Below are 18,763 nucleotides of genomic sequence, written 5' to 3'. Positions count from 1 at the left end.
GTGCGCCGCGCCGTCAATACATGCCGGTCATGTTGAGAAACCAGCCGCGATGGTCGTAATCGAAGTCGGTCAGGTCATCGCTGAACTCGGTGAAGTTATAGCCCACGCCCAAACGGAAGTTGCGGCTGATATCGCGGTCCACGCCAACCAGGAAGCCTTGCCGGCTGCCACCATCGGCCACATCCAACCACCGGTACTCAGCCAACGCGTGCCATTGCGTGCGCAGCTCGTAACGCAGCTGCGCGGCGGCGAAGTTGGTGGCCGAATCGAACCAAGGCCCATAGCCGCGCTGCATGCGGACGTCACCATCACGACGCGCCAGCTTCAAGGCGTATTCCCAATGTTGGTCCTGCTTGTAGACACCTTCCAGCGACAAGACCTGGGTACGCTGATCGTACTCGGCACCCCCCACCTGCCCGAGCGTGGCCAGGTCATACAGATAGGTGTAGCGGCCGAACAACGCCCAGCGCGTGCTGTTCCATGGCCGCCAGGCAAAGCCCAGGTTGCTCTCCAGGAAGCGCGCATTGGCCAGCCGATCATAGTCATCATCGGTATCGGAGTAGTTGACGCGTGCAGCGATGCGCCAGCTCTCGTTGATTTTCCAGGTCAACCGGTTGGTGGTGACCCACTGGGTGCGGTTCTCGCCACCTTGATCACGTCGCCACTCCACTTTGCTCTGCCAATCGGCTGCAGGTGAGGTGTGGCCGCCGCTGACGCTGACCGCGCGCCGATCCACATTGGCCCCACCCAGCTTTTCCAGATCGCCCGTCTGCAGGGTGAAACCCATGTTCCAGCCCTGCGCAGGATAGAAATCCATGCCGTAGGTATGAGCTATACCGGACTGCTGCGGCTCCTTGATGAACTGGCTCTCGTTGAACATGTTGCTGCGTTCGGACAGGCGCCAGCGTTGGCCGATGGTCCAGCCGTTCTGGCGGTTGGGCTCAAACAGCGATTCATAGTCGGTACTGTCTGTCGAATACGTGTAGCCGGTATACAGCGAATGCTCGGGCGTGAGCCGGTACTCACCACTCACCATCGCTGAATTTCCGCGATCGCCAACACTACCTTCGGCGGAGACCGAGGACTGATCGCCAAACAGGTATTTGCCGCCTGCCACCAAGGCATTGTTGTCTTCGTACTGACCGCCATCGTCATCCAGCGTGGCCTGTGCCAAGCCATACAGGTTGAGGCTGGTGCCAAACTGATGTGCGTACTTGACTGCGCCCAACACGCCAGTGGCGCTGCTCAACAGTCGCTGCTCTTCAACCCGGCGGATCTCGCCGCTGAGGGTATCGTAGTCACCGATGCGCCATTCCATGCTGGCCTGCGCCTGGGTCAAGGCCTGCCGTCCGATCTCGGCGCGGCTGTACCGTGCATACAGGCTGAGATCGGTGGTCAGCTGTCCCAGCACTTCCGCACCATACTCGGTGACGTCGCGGTTGGTGTCGTAACGTGCCGTTGAATAGCCTGCATCGGTGTCGCGCCACCAGGCGCCAGCGCTCCAGTCCAGCGTGGTCCAGCCGAGCTCCTTGAGGTTGGCGCGCGCTTCAAGCGAACGCGCATCGCCCTTGCGCTGGCCCAGCAGACGGTTGCTCTGCACGAAACTCATGCCGCCGTTGTCCGAGTAGAACACCGGCGCACCAAATGATTCGGTGTGCGCGTACTCGGCCTTCAGGTAAGTGCCTTTGCCGGCCTGCAGGGTGAGGTCGGCGCCGCTGAGTGTGTAGTCTTCGCCGCTGCGGTTTTCCTTGACGTAGGTGACGCCAACGCCGACATGATCACCTAGCCACTGCTTGGCACGTACACCGGCGGTGATGTTGTCATCATCGAAGTCGCTCGGCACCCATTCGTAGTCCACCACCAGGCGCTGCTCGTAGCCGTCCAGCGGGCTGTCGCGGGTCAAAGTAGGCACGTTCTCACGGGTGATCTGGGCCAAAGGCCTGGTCAGCAGCAAGCGTCCCTGCAGCTCGTTGATCTGGTAGTCCACGCCGCGCATCAGTGGCACGCGTTGTTCGACGCGCCCGGTTGCGGGGTCACGGATCTCCAGCACCACGATATCCGAGCCGGGCAGGATGTCGGTGTTGCGCAGGTAGTACAGGCTGCCGCCGGTGCCTGCGAATTCATTGTGGCCCGGCGCGGTTTCGGCCTGCGAGCCGAAGCCGCGCAGTTCCGTACGTGGGTCACCCCAGGCATTGATCGCACGCGAGCGCCAGTTCACCGCTGCACCGTAAAGCGAGCGCACGTACTGCGCGTACTCGGTGCCGGTCAGGCCGGTGGCGTAATTTCCCCACAGCGCCTGGTTCTTGTCCCAGTCCACGCGCAGGTAGAAGCGGCCCATGGTGTCGACATCGCGGTAGGTGCTGGAGTCGTCGCCATAGGTCGGGTAGTACAGATCGGGATCCAGCCGGCGGAAAATGTCCTGCGGCGTTGCACTGGTGAAGCCATCAAACAGATGGCCCAGGTCCTGTTCGGTGGTATCCGCCTGCGCGGTGATCAGGTATTTGGCACGGGCCTTGGCCTTCAGATAGAAGGCCAGCCGCCCGTCACTGATGATGTCATCACGGTAGCGACCATCCACACTCAGTGCCGCGGTCGAGCGGCCGATGTCGTTCTGCGCGATGGTCACATCGGCCATGCCAATGCCAAAGAAGTAGCTGCCGGAGACATCCACCTCCAGCTGCTGATGCTGGGCAACCGCAGCTGCACTGCCCTGCCCCGGCGCCTGTACCGCGATATCAAAACCATGGCGGCCAACGGGCATCAGGAATTCAGCCACGAACTTGCCTTCCAGATCGACCGGGTAAGGCTCGCCATTGATGCTGAGGCTGCGGCCCTGTGGAAGGTTCCGGCCCTGTATGCGCACCCGCGAGCCATATACCGCGATGTTCTGCTGGCGCAGGCCATTGCGCGAAAACACGTCATCGACCAGCCGCTGCTGCTGCGCCTGCTCAACACTCAACGCGCTGCCCAAGGCTTTTTCGGTGGTGTCGCGCAACGACCGGTTGCCGCGTTCCGCTTCCTCCGGTGTCACCAGCTGCATGCGGCTTGGTGCGGTCTCGTCCCAGGCGCCATCGGCAGCATATGCGCGCAGCACGTACACCAGATCATCACCAGCGCGGTAGCGATAGCGGTCTGGCAGCACGCCATCCCATTCGGCCTGGGCCACGCCGGTAGGCGCAACCGCAACGGTGGCGAGCGGCTCGATCAAGTCCAGGTCGGCCGCCCGGTACAAACGTAGCTCCATCCGCTGGATGAACGCCGGGTAGTTGCTGCGTATAGCAAACCGTACCGGTGCAACGATGCGCTGGCCGTCGTAAGCCACGAACGACGGTGCCGACACCGCCAGTTCCGGCTGCCCGAGATTGGGATCTTCTGTTGCCCAGACCACGCCGCCATCGGCCAGCTGCACCGAGAAGCGGCCAACCGCGGTGGCCTGCCCGGGACGTTCGCGGGCAACGGTGACGCGCCGGTCCGGCTGCAACGCCTCTATCGAGGAGCGCGGGCCGGTGCCCGTGGTCACCGGCTGGTCATAGCTGCGCGTACGCAACTGGAACAGCAGTCCCTGATCATTGCTGCAGCCGTTGTCACTGCAATCCAACGCTTGCGCGTCGGCGGCGGGCGAGGCAACGGTGGGCGGCGCCTGCGCAGCGGCAGCGCCACTGGCCAGCAGACCGGCCAGGGTGCAATCGAGCAATCTGCGCTTCATGGCGTTCCCTCCTGCAGCGGCGCGGCCAGCGGTGCCTTGGGGTCCGACTCGGCCTGCACCCTGACCTTGTCACGCAGCGCTGGAGACAACTGCGCAGTGATCGCCTCCTGTACTGCGCGGGCTCTGCGCAGACCAAGCTTGACGTTGTAGTCGTAGCTGCCGTGCACGTCGGTATGGCCGACGATGCCCACCTGGCCACCGCCATCACGTTCGAGCGCAGCGGCCATCTGCGTGATCAATGTCCTGAATTCAGGGCGGATGGTGGATTTGTCGTTGTCGAACAGGATGGTTCCCAGCAGCGCCTCACCGCTGGACCAGCCCACTATCAGCGGCGCCTCCGCAGTCTGGTCGGTGCGTACGTTGATCTGTACCTGCTGCAGATCCTGCGGTTGCAGGCGCGAAGCCAGTGCATCGCGCAGCGCGGTGGCACGGGCGAACGCCAGCTCGGGCGGATCTCCATCCGCGCTCACCAGGACTTCGCCACGGCGGCCGCGGACCTGGTCAGCAATGCGCTCCACCACTGCGTCGAAGCGCGCTGGTATCTCAGCACTGCCTGGCGCGAACAACACCTTGCCCAGCACCAGTTCAACCCGCTCCTCGCCACCGGCAATACGGCCCGGCGGCAGTTTCACGCCCCAATCGAAGCGTACCGGCAACCCGGGGGTGATACGCCGCAGCAGCGGATTGTCGGTGGTGAACTCCGCGCCCGCCGGCAACGTCGCTGGATCGACCTTGAGAATGAAGTTGCGCCCGCGCTCCCACACGCCACCGTTGATACCCACCAAGTGATAGCGGCCGAACTGATCGGTTTCCATCAACAGACCCTCGACCGAGGCGATACGTACGCCGGGGATGCCGCGTTCGTCGACACCATCGTTGCTGACCACATACTCGACCGTCGTGCCGCCAGCGTCTTCGAACACCCGCCGTTGCACCTGCGGCCGGGCGCCGCTCAAGCCCTTGCGTGCGTCACCGGAAAGCTCCATCCGGGTCTGGCCGGCCTGGTCCATGCGCAGGCTGAAGCCTTCGGCGCTGGTCAGCACGAAATCGTCGCTGAAGTTGGCCGCGCGCAGGCGCTGACGGATGACCACCTGGTGGCGCTCTGCCGGGTCGGCATCGGATTGCCGTGCGGGTATCGCGCCAAGCGCCAGACCATGCAGCAGTGGCGCGCTGGCATCAGCCTGCGCAACCTCGGCACCGTCGCGCAGCAACACCGTCGAGCCGGCGACATAATCGCCCGCTGCAAAGCCGCCCTGCACCGTCACCTTGCTTAGATCAGCACGGTCCTGCCAACCATCGCCATCGCGGTCGTCGAATACCGTGCCGATGATCAGGCTTTCATCCAGTAACGGATCCGGGCTGAGCATTACCTCCGCGGTGGCGATATTGGAAATGGGCGTGTCTGCTGGCGACAGCGCCTGGGCTTGATTGACGTGGGTACCCTGGCGCACGCCGGCGCCGACGCGCATCAGGTAGGCCACGGTTATCACGCCACCGGCCGGCAGATTGAGCCCACCTAGCCGCACCGGGCCGGCGCCGCTGACAATCAACGGATCGCCACCGCTCTGCTGCAGTGAACCCGCGACGAAGCTGAAACCTGCCGGGCTGCTGTCGACCACGCTGCCGTTGACCAGATCAACACCGCTGACGTTCTCGATCCGCAGCGTGTACAGCACCAGATCACCAATCTTCACCTCGCGCACACCGGCAGTCTTGGTGATGCGCAGCAGCGGATCATCGACCGGGTGCTGCGTTGTGCAGTTGTCGCAACCCGGCGGCTCCGGCCCGCCGCCGCTGGGCACAACAGTGTTGTTGACCACGCTGCCAGCTTGCTCATTGACAGTGGCGTCATAGCTCAAGGTGTGCACGCCTACGGCGGTACCCACCGGCAATGTGCAGGTCACAGTGTTGCCGCTCTGGCTGCATTGCGCTGGCAGCGCGGACAGGGTCAGTCCGGCATCGGCGGTGTCCACCAGCACCAGGGGCTGGGTGGTCGGCGCGTTGCCGACCACGGCGGTCAGGGTGTAACGCAATACCTGGCCGCGTTCGACCTGGGTGCCGCTGCTGGGATCTGCCGATTTGCTGACATCCACCACCGGCGTCAACACCGGCGTATCGGTGCCGCAGTTGACAGTGCAGCTTGGATTGTCACCGCCGCTGGCAAGCACGGCATTGCGCACCGAACCACTTGCGTCGGTTGTCACCACCGCCGTGTAGGTCAAGGCGTAAGTGCCGATGGCGGTGCCCGCCGGCAGGCTGCAGATCAACGGGGTTCCGCCATTGCACGTGTAGCTGCCGGCGTCACCGATGGCTCTGAACTGCAAGCCTGGCCCCGGCGTATCGGTGAGTGTCACCACGTCGGTCGTCGGCGCAACGGTGATCGTCGTGGTCAGGGTGAACGTCAGGCTGTCACCCGCCCGCACTTCTGTCTGCCCGGCTGGCAGCAGCACGCTCTTGGCATAGGTGACTACCGGTTCGGACAAGGGATTGTCGATCTCGCACACACTGCAGCTGCCGTCACTGGGCACCACGCTGTTGTGCACCGCCGTGGTGGCAGCGGTGTTCACCACAGCGCTGTAGCTGACGCTGTAACTGCCAGCGGCAGTGCCGGCCGGCAGCGTGCACACGACCGGTGTCGCGGCGTTGCAGCTGAAGCTGCCGGCGGCGGTGATGGCGGAGAAATCCAATCCGGGGCCAAAGGTATCGGTCAGCACCAGCGCCTTGCTGAGCGCGCCGCCACTGATCACCGAGGTGACGGTGTAGACCAAGGCCTGGCCGCGCGCGACTGCGGTTCCGGCACCGACGTCGACCGTCTTGCTGGTGGCGATTTCCACCAGTGGATTGATCGTGGTGCACGTGGTGCAGGTTCCCTCGCTGGGCACCACGCTGTTGCCTACCGAGGTGGTGGCATCATCAGTCACCAGCGCCGTATAGCTGAGCGCATACGTGCCGGCCGCTGTACCCACCGGCAACGTGCAGATCACCGGATTGCTGGTATTGCACGAGAATGCAGCGGCGGAAGTGATCGCATTGAAGGCAAGCCCTGCGCCCAGGGTATCGGTCAGGGTGAACGGCTGGCTCAGATCACCGCTGCCGCTGATCACCGTGGTAACCGTATAGGTCAGCAGCTGCCCGCGCTGAACGGCGGTGCCGCTGCCAACATCCACGATCTTGCTGCTGCTGATCTGCAGCAAGGGATTGTCGGTTGAGCAGTCGACGCAGCCGCCCTGGTTGGGCACCACCGTGTTGTTGACAGACGTCGTTGCACCGGCCTGCACCACCGCGGTGTAACTGACCGGGTAGACGCCGGGCCCGGTTCCAGTGGGCAATGTGCAGATCACCGGGTTGCTGCCGGTGCAGCTGAAGCTGCCGGCGTTGGTGATGGCACCAAATGCCAGTCCCGCACTGAGCGTATCGGTCAACACCAGATCGCTGAGCAAGCTGCCGGCGCCGGTGATGTTCGTGGTCAGCGTATAGGTAATGGTGTCGCCAACCTGCACACCGGTGCCATCGCCTATGTCGGAGGCCTTGCGGGTGAGCACGTCGACCAACGGATCAAGTGTCGTGCAGGGGTCACAGGTGCCGGCGCTGGCAACCACCGCGTTTCGCACCGACACCGTCGCCGTGGGTGCAACTGTTGCCGAGTAGCTGACATCATAGGTGCCGGCCGGCGTACCCGCAGGCAGGGTGCAGACCACCGGATTGGCTGCGTTGCAGCTGAAAGCGCCGGCACGGGTGATCAGGTTGAAGGTCAAACCGGCGCCGATGGTGTCGGTCAGGGTCAAGGGCTGTACCAATGCGCCGCCGCTTACCGTCGTGGTCAAGGTGTACACCAAGGTATCGCCAATGGCGACCTGGGCCCCATCGCCGACATTGGAGCTTTTGCGCGTGGTGATCTCGACCAGTGGATTGACCGTGGTGCAATCGGTGCAGGTGCCGCCGCTGGGCACCACGGTATTGCTCACCTCGGTCACCGCGCTGGCGTTGACGACGGCGCTGTAGCTGACCGGATAACTGCCAGCCGCAGTGCCGGTCGGCAAGGTGCAACGGATCGGATTGCCTGCCACGCAGTTGAAGCTGCCTGCCGAGACGATGCTGCCAAAGCTCAACCCGCTGCTCAGCGTGTCGGTAAGCAGCAGCGGCGAGGTCAAGCTGCCATTGCCACTGACCACGGTGGTTACGGTGTAGGTGATGGTCTGGCCGCGCTCGACGGCGTTGCCAGCGCCCACATCGGAGCGCTTGGAGGTGGCCACCGTCACCAGCGGATTGGTGGTGCTGCAGTCGCTGCAGGTACCATCGCTGGGTACAACGGTATTGGTGACCTGGCTGACGGCGGCCTGCGTGACCACTGCGGTATAGGAGACGCTGTAGCTGCCCGCTGCAGTACCGGACGGCAGCGTACATGTCACCGGCGCGGCATTGTTGCAGCTGAAGCTGCCAGCATTGGTCACTGCACCGAAGGCCAGCCCCGCGCTGAAGGTATCAGTCAGCGTCAGCGTGCTGCCCAAAGGGCCGCCCACAACCGTGGTGGTCAGCGTGTAGGTAAGGGTCTGGCCGATGCTGACCGAGACGCCACTGCCTATGTCCGAGCGTTTGACGGTGTCCAACGTGCCAACCAGCGGCGTCACGACCGTCGAGGTGTTGTTGCTGGGATCGGTATCGGTGACGCCGGGCGGCGTTGCGATCCGCGCGGTATTGGACACCTGGGCCGCGGCCTGCAACGGAAACAGGGCGAGCAGCGCCGCAACAGCAACGACCCGCACAGCGTTGGGGAGCCGAAAGTAGGAGTGGTTGCACACGTGGACTATTCCCTGGCTGGCCCGGTGGCGCGGCCTCGCCCACCGCTGTCGGCAGCGAGCGAAGCACCCATACAGGCGAGTAGTTACCGACTAGCTTTCGAGTCAACGCACTCAATGCGCATGGACCAACCCACGACTGCAGGCCGTCGACACTGAATGTAAATCGCCACTGAAACACTGATCCAGCGTAGATACACCGCCATGCAACCAGTAAAAATACGAACCCAACTGCGCAGTGGAATTGCGTGTATGACTTCAGACAGTCGCTGCGAACAAGCTGTCAGCAAGACTCCGCCGTAAGTAGAGGTCTGCCGCCCAGCTGCACTCCGGTCATCAGCAAGACGGTGTCCCAACCCGACCGCACGCGGTTTGCGGCACGCGACGATAAGCCCACGTGCCGCAACTGCAATCAACGCGATCAACCTGGCGCCTCAGTCCCTGGCCAGCTTCGCGGCAAACCTCTGTTCGATGTCTTCGTAGGCGTCGTCGGCCAGATCGAACACCACTTTCAGCACCGAGCCGCCGCTGAACGGATACTGCGGTTTGTACTCCTTGCTTACAGCGTCGCCGCCGTCATAGCCCACGCACAATCCCTCACCGCACAGAATGTATCGCCCGGTCTGCGTGCGGAACCGCCCACTCGCCATTGCCGTGTCATCAAGATGCAGCGTCATCGTGCCGAAGGCCTCGCCTTGTTTGCTGACGCTCTGCTTGACGAACTCGACGCCAACCACATGCCGGCCTTGCCTGGGCGCATCACAGACCAGTTGCTGCTCCGGTGCAATGCCGAGGAAGTTGTAGACATAGAACAGCTTGCCGTCTTTGACGAACAGCGAGTAGCCGCCAAAACGTGAGCCTTGGGCGATGATCACGCCTTTGCTGCCGGGGGTGAAATCAACCTCGGCCAGCATCTTGAACGACACACCCAGAGTCCGTGCCGCGGCGGCCTCGGGAACCTCGGTGGTATTCGGGTAATAGACATAGCGGTCGCGCTGGGGCGCGTGGTATTCAGCGGCATGCATGGCGCGAACGCCCAGATCGATCAGTGGCAGCACGTTGTTGCGGCTTGCCTCACTGAGCCAAAGCTTCTGCAGCTGTTCCAGCCGGTCGGGGTGCTTGGCAGCCAGGTCATGGGCCTCGGCACGATCCGTGTCGGTGTGGAACAGCTGCCAGTTGTCCTTGTCGAAATGCCCTTGATCGGAGGGAATCGGCGCATGATCGGTCGCTGCTTTCCAGCCCTCGCTCCAGATGCTGCGGGTACCGGCCATCTCGTAGTATTGGGTTTTCTTGGTGGTAGCAGCCTGCGCATTGTCGAAGCTGTACAGCATGGATACGCCCGCCAATGGCGCCTGCTTCACGCCATCGACAAACTCCGGCATCGGCACGCCGCAGGCTTCAAGGATGGTTGGCACGATATCGGTGCAGTGATGGTATTGGTGGCGCACCTCACCCTTTGCGCGGATGCCTTTTGGCCAATGCACCACCAGCGGGTCGCAGGTGCCACCAGCATAGGAGGCATAGCGCTTGAACATGCGGTAAGGGGTGGAGAACGCCACCGCCCACCCGGTTGGATAATGGTTGTAGGTATCAGGCGAACCCAGTTTGTCGATCATCGCCAGATTCGATTCGACGTCGTCAGGATAGCCATTGAAGAAGCGGTTCTCGTTGACAGAACCACTGGGTGAGCCTTCACCGGAGGCGCCGTTGTCGGCGCAGTAGAAGATCAGCGTGTTGTCCAGCTGGCCGGATTCTTCCAGGTAGTCGATCATCCGGCCGATCTGCACATCGGTGTACTCGGACATGGCAGCAAACACCTCGGCCATGCGGCTGAAAAGCCGCTTCTCATCGGCGTTGAGCGTGTCCCAGGGGCGCACCCTGTCGTCGGCCGGGGTCCGATCTGCAGGCAACGGATTGATCGGGGTAAGTTCGGTATCTGCCGGCAGCACACCGCGCTCGATCATGCGCTTGAGCACCCACTCGCGGTAGGCCTCGTAGCCGTCATCGAACTGGCCACGGTATTTGTCGATGTAGTCCTGCGGTGCGTGATGCGGCGCATGATTGGCGCCGGGGCAGTACCACATGTACCAGGGCTTGTCCGGATCACACTGAACGCTGTCGCGGATGAACGATATCGCCTTGTCGGCGATGTCCTTGGAGAAGTGATAGCCCTCCTCCGGCTGCGCGGGCTGATCGACGAAATGGTTGTCTTCGATCAACTCCGGGTACCACTGGTTGGTTTCGCCACCAATGAAGCCATAGAAGCGGTCATAGCCAAGTCCCAACGGCCAGCGCTTCTTGGAGGCACTCATGCCGAAACCATCAACCGGCACGTTGTGGTTCTTGCCAACCCAGAACGTGCTCCATCCTGCGTCGCGAAGTATCGACGCCATGGTGCCGTTCTCCAGCGGAATGTGGCCCGCATAGCCCGGGAAGCCGGTGGCTGCCTCGGAGATGCAACCAAACCCATTGGCGTGGTGATTGCGGCCGGTGAGGAAGCACGAGCGGGTTGGCGAGCACACCGCCGTTGTGTGCCACTGCGAGTACATCAGGCCGTTCTTTGCCAGCTTGTCCAGCGTTGGCATCTGAATGCGGCCGCCGTAAGGCGACCATGCCGCCTGGCCGGTATCGTCATACAGGATCACCAGCACGTTTGGCGCTCCGGCCGGCGCGCGTTTATCCAGGAACGCGTCCCAATCCGCCTTGGAGTCACGGATATCGAGTTCAATACGACCGCTGAATTTGCCAGGCATGAGCGTGCTCCTCGGAAGGGATTCACCGTCAAGGCGTTGGCGGCGATCACCGAAGCATTCTGTGGAACGAGGTGAATTGCTTCCAGCCGGAAATCTGCTGGTGTGGGTTAGGTAAAAATACCGACCGCGGCCATCCTGTCGCAGCACATGCTGATCGCAGCGCCTGTCCAATGCCGCCGGCAACAACGTAGTTTTACCGGCGTCGCCTGCGAGTGTTTACGTATTGCTCTGCTCCGGTGCATGCCGAATGCTTGGGGTTAACGTTGCAGACACCTCCCTCCGCGCGGAACGGTGAAAATGAGCACACGAACCTCCCCCGTTGTTGCCGGTGTGCTGGCTGGCCTCGTTTCGCTGCTTGCATTCAGCCCCGATGCGGCTGCGGTGGAAGGCGGCCTGGGCCGCGCGATCACCGGCCTTCAGGTCACCGATTACGCCGGCGTTGTCCCACCCACGCCGGGTTTGAACCTGGCGTTGGGCTACGTCCACTATTCCGGCAAGTTCGATGCCGACCGCGAGCTGCCCATCAGTGGCGTTGCCGCGCTTGGCATGGACGCGACGTTTGACCTGTATTCGCTAAGCGGCTTGTACGTCTGGCCAGCAAAGACCGGGCGCTGGAATTTCGCATCGCTGGTGACGGTCCCTTTCGCCAGCGTCGACCTCAGTGCCGACGTGTCGGCAGGCCCGTTCAACCGCAGGGTCAGCGACAGCTTCAAAGGGGATCTGTACGACATCAGCTTCTCTCCGGTCATCGCCGGTTACCATTTCGATGAAACCCACCATCTTGCGCTCTCGGTCTCGATCTCCGCACCGGCCGGCAGCTACGACCCCGACAGATTGGCCAACCCCAGCCTCAACGCCTGGATCTACACGCCAACCGTTGCCTATACCCAGTTGGCCAGCCACGGTACCGTGGAATGGAGTACCGCCGCCGGTGTCGACTTCTCGACCCGCAACGACGCCACCGACTACCGCAGTGGTGCGGTTTTCCACATCGACTCACAGGTCATGAAACGCTGGGAAAATGGATGGGGACTGGGCGGCGTAGGCGGCTGGCTGCAGCAGGTCGGCGACGACAGCGGTGCACTGGCCGACCGTCTGGATGGCTTTCGTGGGCATGCTTTGGCGGCCGGCGCGATCATCTCCTACGAGCACAAGCATGAGGACATGAGCTTGTCGCTGTCCTTGCGTTGGCTGCATGAATTCGACGTACGGCGCCGGCTTGAGGGCGATCCGCTGATGCTCAGCGGCTCCCTCTCGTTCTAGCGGGCAGGCCAAGTCATTCGCTGCAGGTGCAAGACACCTGTGAGCGCGGCTTATTCGCGGCTCAGATGCAGCTTCAAACCTTCGGCGGTATTGCGCATCAGCACGAGATCGATGTCGGGGTTGCGTCCACGGACCTTGATCAATACATCCTCACCGTCATCCATCTCGGTCTTGTACAGCGAACGCCCATACTGGCGGCGGAGCGCATCGCGAATCAGAAGCGCTGCGTGATTCTCGTGCGTGCCAGCAGGAATCGGCACCACCAGACTCGTCGCTTCAGCGCCCTCGGGTGTCAGCGAGAGCTCGATTTCACCGGCAATATTGGCGGTGTGATCGACTGCGATCCGCCATTTGTTGGATGGCTCGGCACTGGCAACCTGGGCCGAGATCACCAATGGGCAGGCCAGGCCCAGAAGCCAACGACGGGGATTGGATAGCATGAAGGACCTCTCTTTGAGTAATTACTCGGGAAACACCAAGGTGATGGTCACCCGCGCGGTCCAGCGGCTGGCCAGCGCCGGCCGTTCCACGCTGCAGTAATAGCCGCCGCCGATGCTGACCGGCTGCTTGCCGAACCGCAGCACCTTGGCGACCGCACCGCCCAGCGGTACCGTCCAGTGCTCACCACTGCGTGCCTCCCAGTTATACGAAGACTCCGATGAAAGCGTGAACGACCAGCCGTTGCTGAGCGCACGCGATACGAAGGGTTGCATGGCTGTGTTGCTCACATCCTCCCGCGCTTCGTGTCCACCAATCGACCAGACGTGATTGAGCAGCCCGCCCATGGTCCATTTGCCACGTTTATGCACCAATACGAACGCGGGCCCCAGCGAATATTTGCCGGTACCAAGACTGTCATGGTTGGCGGTGTCCAGCATCGCGGCGAAGCCGAAACCCAACTCGGTCGGGCGGTGCTCGCCGGCTTTGGTGGGTATGTAATAGCCCTGCACGAACAGATCACCCAGGCCCTGCTGGTGCTGCGGAAATTCGTTCCACTGGTAAGGCAGGATCGGCCGCAGCAGGAACTTTCCATGCTCACCAACGAACGGAATGACCGGCTGGATCTTTAACTGCTGGTTGTGCTGGCCCGTGCCAACCTCACCGAGGTAGTTGTACTGGAACGGCACCGAGACCAGCGCTGCAGCCGGGTCGGCCAGTTTCTGTGCAACGTCGTCGGTGGAGTGTGTGGCCGGCGCCTGCGCCGAGGCCAGTGCGGGCATCAGCAGCGCCGGTATCAGTGCTGGAAAGCAGATCTTCATGGTCGGTCCTGGATCAGCAGCGTTGTGTTTATCGCAGGTTCCTGTGGTTCTGGGCCAGCGCGTTTCTACCCGGTGCCGGGCAGTAAATCTACCTGTCGGGATAAACCTGCTTCCACTCGCTTTTCATATCCACCACCACCCAGTTACCGGCCGCCGCCGCAGCAAGCGCCTTGTCCAGGGTGCCAATCTTCGACGCGCGGTCGTAGGCCCACTCGCGCTTGCCATCGGTGTGATGAACCAGGCCGACAAAACGCGGCCCCGGCCCTGCTGCGGTCCACTGCAGCATCTCCAGATCACCGTCGGAGTTGCCGAAGGCAAACACCGGCCGGCGACCGATGAAGCGCTGGATGGCGACAGGCTTGCCGGCGTGGTCATCCACCAGGCCCACTTCCGCAAGTTTGATCAATGTTGGTATGCCGTCACGCAAGCGGTATGCAAGCTCGCCGTAGCTGCCGATCACCTGCTGCGGGGGAATGCCATAGGTCTGTGCGGCCCATGGCCGCATGAACTCCTGGCCGCCGCCAGAGACAATGTACGTGGTGTAGCCATGCGCACGCAGGTAGTCCAGCAGCTCGCGCATCGGCTGGTAGGTCATGTCGGTGAAGCGACGCTGGGTGCCTGGATGGCGGGCGTGCTCGCTCCACTCAAGCACCTGGGCGTGGAATTCATCCACGCTCATGCCGCTATGGGTGGCGGCCATCAGTTCCAACAGGCCTTTCTCGCCCGATGCCAGCGCGCCCTGGATGTCACCGGCCATTATCGAGCGGGTCGGGTCGGTGTCCTTCAGCTGCGGACGCTGTGCAGCTGTCGCACGTACCCGATCCATCAGGAAGAACATCTGGAAGTACACCGGCTGCTCGGCCCATAGCGTGCCGTCATTGTCGAAGGTGGCAATGCGCTGCGGCTCGGGCACGAAGTCGGCTGAACCTGCACGTGTGGTGGACTCTACGAATGCAATGATCGCCTTGCGCGACGGACCATCCTGCCAGGATGGCAAGGGCTCTGCAGCCCAGGCGCTGGCCTGCAGCAGCATTGCCGCCAGCACGGCGACACATCGCATCAGAACTGCATTCATCACGCTCTCCTGTTCCTCAGCGCCAGGCGCTGCCCATCTGGATGTAGAAGGTTTCGTCTTCCGGCCCCCACGCATAGTCGAGGCCGGCATACATGCCCAGTTGGCGCACAAGCAGATAGCGGAAGCCGCCGCCTTTGCTCACCTGGCTTGCGCCATCCCTGAAGGTGTTGTGACGGCCCCAGGTACGGCCGGCACCCACAAAGCCGACCAAGGCCCAGCGCTGGCTCAGGTTCCAGCGCAGCTCGGTCTCCACGGTTGCCGCGCGGCGGTCCTGGTAGCGTGCCGAGCCAATGCCACGCATATCGATGTACGGCAGGCGGTAGAACGGTACATGGCCGTCCGCCCAACGCAGGTCCGCACGCAGGCCGAGCACCGTGCTGCTGCCCAGCGGCAGATAGCCATAAGTGGCCCCGATAACTCCGGAAGTCGGTGTCACTGCCCAGCGCCTGCGCATAGGCATTGCCTTCCACCGTCGCCAGCCAGCCGCGCGAAGGTGTGAAGGTGTTGTCGCGGCTATCGTATTCCAAGGACAGGCCAAGCCCTGAGGTCTTGCTGGCCAGTTCCTTGTCGCTGAAGAAATCCCGGTCACTGTCGGTCTTGAAGGACAGATCCATGTCCATGTAGATCCAGGCCAGGCCCAGGTACAGATCGCGTTGACCAAGGCGCCGGAACACTTGCTGGAACGAGGCGATGCCGTCGGTGTTGTAGCTGATCCGGGTTGGCGGCAGCAGCCGATTGCCTGGGCTGTGGAAGTCCAGATTGACCGATGTCTGGCCGATCCCGCCGCGATAGCGCCAGCGGTCCTCATCGAAATGCAGCTGTGCGCCAGCGGCAAACGCCTTGGTCCCGTTGGAGGTGCGCATCGCCATGACGCCATAGATATCCGGTGCCATCATTGCCGGCTTTTCGCCAGCACCCGGCGTAGCTGCTGCGTGTGCATGGGGGCGGAAGAAGACCAGCGCGACACCACCACCGTTGCCCACCGCCGGGTCGGTAATGATCACCGGCACCGGCAGAAAACCGCCCTTGCGCTCCAACAGCCAGCGCGAAGCATCTATCTGCCCGTCCTTCGGGTCATGCATCAACTCCCAGAAGCCGGGCTTCTCAGCACTCACGGCAGCCGCGTTGCCGGCTGTGTCTGCCGCTGCAGGCGTGGGCTGCAGATCCGCGGCTGCCGCCGACACTGCGCAACTACCTGCAAGCACCAGCGCAGCAAGCCGCAGGTGGCACGTTGGTCCGTTTGCGCGCATCAGTGACGGAATCCCCCACCCTGCAGACGGCCGCCGCCCAGCGCCGGGCGGAAGCCACCGACCGGGCGTGCGCCACCACCGCCGCTGCGCGGCATGTTGACCCGCGTGGGTTGGCGGGCGTTGATGCGCTCGTCGCCCCGCTCACGCGCAAAGCGATCACGTTCCAGCGATTGCCGGGTCTGTCCGCTCAGGTTCTTCGAGGTGTCAGGCCGGGTTACCTGGCTCCAATCACCGTCGTTGTAGTGATAGACATGACCGTCGCGACCGGCGTAGATGTTGTCGTTTACATCCACCACGCCGCCGTGATGCAGCGCACCGGTGTCGGCGTTGTAATGGAAACCGCCCGCACCCTTGGCCTCATCACCAGCCCGATCGTGGGTATCGAAGGCAGCACCACCTGCGGCCCCATGCGGCCCCGCCGCGATGCCGCCAGCCTCCTGCGTCACCCGCCCGCTGCGATCATTGATGACCGTACGCGCGCCGCCGGCCGCCGCGCGGTCGGTATAAGGATTCACTGCCGCCGCACCGCCACCTGCCACCACCCGCCCGGTCTGCGGGTTGTAGCGGATGCCTTGTGCAGCGGCGGTGGTGGTGCCGGTATAGGCATTGGTATTGATGCCGGCGCGGCCAACGCCACGGCCACCGGTCACCTCGTTGTAGAAGCCGCCGCGTGCCGCGCGGCCGACATTGCCGGTCCAGGGGTCAGCCCACGCCGCGGCGGTGCCGCGTACGGCGGCATTGCCCCAGTGCCCGTAGACATTCCACGCTGCAGCACCACCCTCCCACCAGCCCCATGGCGTGGCTGGCCCGTACCACGGCCCCCACCACGGGCTGTAGGGACCATACCAACCGTCATACCAGCCCCAACCCCAGCCGAAGGTCCAACCTACCCAGGCGTTCCAGCCGAAGTACACGCCCATGCCATAGGTGAGCGGGCAACCGTACCAATAGCTGCCCACCCACGGGCGGCACGGATAAGCGGTGCCGTACACCACCACGTTGTCAGCCACCACGGTGCCGTAGTAACCCGGCGTGTAGCCGACCTGGACCTCATCATTGTCATGCGCGTAGATACGCACGTAGGTGACGTAATGCAGCGGCGAGCGGGTGGGAATGCTGTAGATCACCGCCGGCACCGACGTCGCCACTGCCCACGGCCCGGTGGCGCTGCTGGCGGCGAACCAGATGCCTTTGTCCACTGCGTAGTACTGGCTGGCGTCCACGCGCAGGACTGGCGTGGCGGTATTGCGTGCGTACTGCAGCTTGGTGCCCTCGACTGGCGCAAAAATCGGCGCACCGTCGTAGGCAACGTCAAGACTGACGCCACCGCGCTGCACACTGGCCGTCTGCGGAATGCTGTTGGCAATGAGTGCTTCACGTGCCTCCGGGGTTCCGGCAATGGATGCCAGCACGCCGCTCTTGGGGTGGTCGGGCGGGATCTTCGCAAACCCGGCCGGCAACTGCCGCGAACCAACATAGGACCACGGCCCGTGACTGCTCTGCGCACTGAACCAACGCCCGGACACCAACACATACCAGCGGTGCCCGGCTGCCGCGTCAACGAATACATCGGCGCCGGTGTTGGTGACATAGCTCAGCTGGGTGCCTTCGATGGCGGCAAATTGGGGGTCGCCCTGTGTCGTAATCAGTTCGGCGGGACCCGTACGCACATGGACGTCCGGCCATTGGCCTGCGTCGAGCATGCTTTTCAACGCTGCCGGCGGCTCGGCCATTGCATCTACCTGACGGCTGTCCACTGCCGCCTTGCCGGCCTGCAACAGGCTGGGATCGGGCGCCGCTTCGGGGCTCCAGGGGCCGCCAAGCGCGGCATCACTGGCCCACTGCCCACCCAGGCCCAGGTAGTAGCGCCCTGCCCGCTGCAACAGCAGTGAACGGGTGTTGATCACCCGTTGCACGCCGCTTTCAGCGGTGGGTTTCAACACCGGCTTGCCGTCCACCAGCACCAGCACTGCAGGTTTGGTGCTGAATATGATGTCGGGTGGATCGTTGCGCACCGGTTGCGAGGGCGTCGGCGCGCTGGCGCCCACAATGGCAAGCGCTGACTCCAGCTGATCCAGCGACACCGTCAAGGTTGGCGTGGTCAGCAGTTGTTTGCGTGCTGCGGACAGATACGCCGCCTGGCGATCGGTCGCAGTCGGGAAGTTGGCATTGCTGATCTCGATGTTTGACAGCACGGTGGCGCGCGCTTGTTTGTCCACCTGGGTGTGTGCGCTGAAGTCAACGGTGCCGTAGTCAGTCGTTGGCTGTGGCTTGCCATCGCTGCCGGTGTGGTTGCCGCTGTCTACCGACATCACCATACGTCCGCGCAGGATATCGCCCTGCCAGGACAGCAGCTGCGGCTGGTGCAGTTTGAAGCTGATGCCCTCAGCCGAATAAGCACGCGGGAACGGGCGCGCATCCACATTGTCGGTGGTGATAGGCCGCGAAGTCGGCGACGCCTGCCCGCCGCTGTTGGCCAAACCACTGACCGCCAGCAGGGCCAGCAGCACGCAGCCTGCTGCGTTTTTTCCACCAAGCCATGCGCTGCGCATATGCCACCCCTTACGGACGTTCCGATGCTGAAAGGCAAAACGGCGCGGGCCCAGAACCGGCCAGGGGCCAGTGGGGAGAGGGCCAGGCCCGCGCCAACACAAACCTGCC

Annotated in this window: 9 protein-coding genes and 1 pseudogene; 1 reads left to right on the top strand and 9 read right to left on the bottom strand. The window is 63.2% G+C overall.

Features of this window, described 5'->3' with window-relative positions:
* Positions 1-13: 13 nt before the first annotated feature.
* From ABE493_RS00435 to ABE493_RS00425, 3 genes are all read right to left on the bottom strand, one after another.
* Complete coding sequence (locus ABE493_RS00435; protein ID WP_346496202.1) at positions 14-3,706, bottom strand: hypothetical protein; 3,693 nt, start codon at positions 3,704-3,706, stop codon at positions 14-16.
* Complete coding sequence (locus tag ABE493_RS00430; protein ID WP_346496200.1) at positions 3,703-8,505, bottom strand: OmpA family protein; 4,803 nt, start codon at positions 8,503-8,505, stop codon at positions 3,703-3,705. The genes ABE493_RS00435 and ABE493_RS00430 overlap by 4 nt, the downstream gene beginning before the upstream one ends.
* Positions 8,506-8,936: 431 nt before the next feature.
* Entirely contained in the window at positions 8,937-11,255 is a 2,319-nt protein-coding gene (locus ABE493_RS00425; RefSeq protein WP_346496198.1) for an arylsulfatase, read from the bottom strand.
* 297 nt (positions 11,256-11,552) lie between these two features.
* Here ABE493_RS00425 and ABE493_RS00420 point away from each other — a divergent pair, with 297 nt between their 5' ends.
* Complete coding sequence (locus ABE493_RS00420) at positions 11,553-12,518, top strand: SphA family protein (RefSeq protein ID WP_346496196.1); 966 nt, start codon at positions 11,553-11,555, stop codon at positions 12,516-12,518.
* A gap of 50 nt (positions 12,519-12,568) precedes the next feature.
* Here the strand turns inward: ABE493_RS00420 and ABE493_RS00415 are convergent, their stop codons facing one another.
* From ABE493_RS00415 to ABE493_RS00395, 6 genes and pseudogenes are all read right to left on the bottom strand, one after another.
* Entirely contained in the window at positions 12,569-12,958 is a 390-nt protein-coding gene (locus tag ABE493_RS00415; protein WP_346496194.1) for a hypothetical protein, read from the bottom strand.
* A 21-nt stretch (positions 12,959-12,979) separates the two neighbouring features.
* Positions 12,980-13,777, bottom strand: coding sequence for a hypothetical protein (locus tag ABE493_RS00410; protein WP_346496192.1), 798 nt, complete (start codon positions 13,775-13,777; stop codon positions 12,980-12,982).
* An 88-nt stretch (positions 13,778-13,865) separates the two neighbouring features.
* Complete coding sequence (locus tag ABE493_RS00405; protein WP_346496190.1) at positions 13,866-14,852, bottom strand: HAD family hydrolase; 987 nt, start codon at positions 14,850-14,852, stop codon at positions 13,866-13,868.
* 16 nt (positions 14,853-14,868) lie between these two features.
* Positions 14,869-15,288, bottom strand: coding sequence for a hypothetical protein (locus ABE493_RS00400; RefSeq protein ID WP_346496188.1), 420 nt, complete (start codon positions 15,286-15,288; stop codon positions 14,869-14,871).
* 31 nt (positions 15,289-15,319) lie between these two features.
* Positions 15,320-15,466: pseudogene (locus tag ABE493_RS19400) on the bottom strand (BamA/TamA family outer membrane protein); the annotation flags it as partial.
* Positions 15,467-16,101: 635 nt separating this feature from the next.
* Positions 16,102-18,654 (bottom strand): hypothetical protein, encoded by a 2,553-nt coding sequence (locus ABE493_RS00395; protein ID WP_346496186.1) that lies wholly within the window; start codon positions 18,652-18,654, stop codon positions 16,102-16,104.
* Positions 18,655-18,763: the final 109 nt, after the last annotated feature.

Source organism: Stenotrophomonas terrae (assembly GCF_039674165.1).
Lineage (GTDB): Bacteria > Pseudomonadota > Gammaproteobacteria > Xanthomonadales > Xanthomonadaceae > Stenotrophomonas > Stenotrophomonas terrae_A.
This window is presented reverse-complemented; position numbering and strand designations above follow the sequence as displayed.